Source organism: Thermococcus sp., from assembly GCF_027011145.1.
GTDB lineage: Archaea > Methanobacteriota_B > Thermococci > Thermococcales > Thermococcaceae > Thermococcus.
In genome coordinates this window covers 1-3,182 of record NZ_JALVAO010000014.1, presented here as the reverse complement: position 1 = coordinate 3,182, position 3,182 = coordinate 1, and the positions used below count along the sequence as shown (strand labels likewise).

Here is a 3,182-nt window from a genome sequence, read left to right as displayed (position 1 = left end):
ATGATGGGTAAGAAACTGGTTGCAGTCCTGTTCGGACTGCTGATGATTGGAATGGCATTCAGTGCCGGCAGTGCCTTCGCGGGAGAGACCGTTACAGTCATACTCGTCAGCGACAACGCAGCGGACAAGACCATAGCCCAGTATTTAGCCAACCTTACTGGCGCTATAGTTGTCACGACCACATGGGGAGTTTACAACCCAAACGTCACTGCTGAAATACTGAGCTACGCCCCTGACCAGGTCATAATAATAGGTGGCCCCGAGGCAGTAGTTGATGAATACGTTACAGACCTCCAGGAATACAACATAACGGTCTACCGCTGGTGGGGAGCCAACAGGTACGAGACTGACTTGGCTGTTATAGGCAACGCCAGCAAGCTCTTTGGAATCAAGTTCAACGCCAGTGTTGTGGTTGCTGGAAACGACAGCCTCGCAATCCAGACTGCCCTTAAGCTGGCCGTTGAAAACCGCGCCATGATAATCTACGTTAACCAGTCCACCAACGTTAGCAAGCTCATGGAGAGGTTCCAGGTCAGGGAGATGGTGATGGTCCAGAGCAAGGCCTCAGAGAAGATCATGGAGAAAGTTGAGAAAGAGCTTCAGAAGTGCAACTGCAGGGCAGAGAGGGTTCAGGCCAACGTTACCAAGGAGCAGGTCGAGCAGATAATGGAGCAGGTTCGCGAGAGGCTGATGGCCGTTGAGGAAATCGCCAACATGACAAACTCAACACAGCTGATGGAGCAGGTCAGGGAGATGCTCCAGCTCATGGAGAAAGTTAACCAGAGCCTTCAGGCTGGAAACGTCACCGAGGCCTACGTTCTGGCCCTTCAGCTCCAGGCAAGGAGTGAATTCGCCCTGAAGAACGCCCACATGGATTTCAAGATGGCAGTAAAGAGCAGGGAAAAGTTCGCTCTGGAGATGGAGCTCGAAAAGCTGGAGGCGCAGGTTGAGGTCCTTGAGAAGGCTGGGGTTAACGTTAGCACAGTTAAAACAATCCTTGACAAGGCAGAGGAGGCCATAAAGGCCGGAAACTACAGCGTTGCAAAGGTGCTCCTTAAAGAGGCCAAGAAGGCCCTTCACGAGCTCTACCGTGAGAAGAAGTCAGTGATTTCAATGCCTGGAACAGGAGGACACGACGAAAAGAGTGGAAAGCACTGATTAGCTTTTCTTCCTTCTTGCCTTTTTCTCTTTGAGGTATGGATACCGCATTATGTGGCCACAGTTAAGGCATTTAATAACTACATGGGGATAGGGTCTGCTCCTCAGCCTGACCTGTGCGTTTTTTCCCGGGACGAGAAAAGAGTGGCATCTTTTACAGTAACGGCGCTTCCACTTCCTTGGAAGCCTTATCTTTGCCTTCTGCTGAACAGCGAGTGCTATCTCAACGTACCTGTTGGCCAGCTCAGGGCTGTAGGGAAAAACCCTCTCGGCGAGGGTAAACAGCGTCTCCACCCTCTCCCTTGCTATTTTCTTCTTTTCCCTCTGCTCCTTCTTCCTGAGGAATTTCTTTCCCACCCTACCACCTCACGAGCTTGAGCTTTCCAGGGAACGGTTCGTAAAGGTATCCTTCTCTTAGGAGTTTTTCAATCATTCTTTTCCCGTGTTCTTCCCTGAACCCCGCTTCCACCAGAGCCTTTAAGAACTCCTCCCTTGTGACCGTTCCATCGAGGGAGGTTGCCTCAAGGTCTTCGAAGATTTTAATGCCAATCTCCACTACTTTTGAGCCTCCGATGTAGCGTTCGTATTCCTTGAGGAGCCTTAACTTCTCCTTTTCAGGCATCTCGTTTATCCATGTGTCTGTTATCTCCTGGTACAGGCCGAAGAGGTCGTTTATAAGACCCCTGTCAATCTTCCCTTCAAACCTTCCCATCGCTCCGAGCAGTCTCGCACCGAGCCTGTAGCGTGTTCCAACGTTGAACACCTTCCCGGAGAGCGTTAAAGCATCGAAGAGCTCGCCGTATTCGTTTCTGTTTTTTATCAAAAAGGATTCAAAACGATACCTGTACTCATTCATCTCGCCGAGGTTGAGGCTTCCTATTCTCCTCTTGGCTAGAATTATCGTTGCAAGCAGGTTTGGCATTAGCTCCTCGAGTTCTCTATTCCGCTCGTAGGCCACTTCATCGACAATCACGAGCGGGCTTTCACCAAGGGTTGCCATTGTGTCGTCGGGTTTCACGAAAAGTCTCGGGCTCAGAAAACCGGCCTTTTTCAGCAGAAAGTGTTTCTCTGCCCACTTTGGAACAGGGTTAGCCTTTTTCAGCATGGCCTTCGTCGGGGGAACGTAGTAGGCCAGCCCGGCCTTTGGATAGGCGAACTTGAAGTCAATGCCCAGGAAGTCGTCGTCGAACTCTTCCCACCTCTCTTTCTTGAGCTTAAACTCTCTGGGTAATAGGGAGTAGATATACTTCAAGCCGTTCCAAAGTGAGAGAACCGGGCGTTCGCTCTCCCCTTTAAAGGCTGAGAAGGTAATTCCCTCGCTCCAGTTTTCAATCCCTATAACCGTCGGAGCGTTGAGGAGGGCGTAGATTATTCCCCTCTGGATTTCGTAGTTTGCGTAGATTGTGCCCGAAATCAGGTTCTCAAGCTCGTTTCTGCTCAGAGAGTAGTCTCTGTATTTGGTCCATCTGGTCTCGTAGGGAATCTCTTCAAGCTCCAAAACATGAAGAAGTCTTATGTTTCCGTAGGGATAGGCGTCGAGAACTCCCCTAACCCTGACGTACGACCCGGAGTAGAACCTGCCCTTAACTCTCGTTTTCTCGTCTATTCTGAGGACTAGATACGCTTTCAGTTGGCTCCTCTTGGCTTCCTCTGGTGTTAGGGGCGAGAGAATATAATAAACGGCATCTTTTGGCGCATTGGGTGGCTGTCTGAGGAGCAAAAAGCCGTCAATCTCGATTTCTTCTCCGTTTTTTCTTGAGATTATCATAAGGAAGTCCCTGACCCTAACACTTGGAGTAAGGAGTTCTCTATGCTCTTCTCTCAATAACTCGAGTAGCTCCTCCATCAAACCTTGAATAACCGTAAGATTTATAAATTCATTGGGGAGGGTTATATCGGCACGGCGGCCATAGCGGCGGGGTTACACCCGGTCTCGTTTCGACCCCGGAAGTTAAGCCCGCCAGCGTTCCCGGGTGTACTGCCCTCCGGGAGGGGGCGGGAAACCGGGAACGCCGCCGGCCACT

General features: G+C 50.7%; 3 protein-coding genes and 1 rRNA gene. 2 read left to right on the top strand and 2 right to left on the bottom strand.

The window, feature by feature from the left end; translation table 11 throughout:
* A partial coding sequence (locus MVG27_RS01020) for a cell wall-binding repeat 2 family protein (protein WP_297548636.1) occupies nt 1-1,158 on the top strand: 1,158 nt, incomplete at its 5' end.
* Here the strand turns inward: MVG27_RS01020 and MVG27_RS01015 are convergent.
* Together MVG27_RS01015 and MVG27_RS01010 are read right to left on the bottom strand one after the other, a co-directional pair.
* On the bottom strand, nt 1,159-1,515 hold the full coding sequence (locus tag MVG27_RS01015) for a ribonuclease P protein component 4 (protein ID WP_297548638.1): 357 nt from the start codon (nt 1,513-1,515) through the stop codon (nt 1,159-1,161). It lies immediately after the preceding gene.
* 1 nt (nt 1,516) lies between these two features.
* Nucleotides 1,517-3,004, bottom strand: coding sequence for a hypothetical protein (locus MVG27_RS01010; protein ID WP_297548640.1), 1,488 nt, complete (start codon nt 3,002-3,004; stop codon nt 1,517-1,519).
* A gap of 53 nt (nt 3,005-3,057) precedes the next feature.
* Between MVG27_RS01010 and rrf the strand changes: the two genes are divergently transcribed.
* Nucleotides 3,058-3,179 (top strand): 5S ribosomal RNA (gene rrf / locus MVG27_RS01005).
* Nucleotides 3,180-3,182 lie beyond the last annotated feature (3 nt).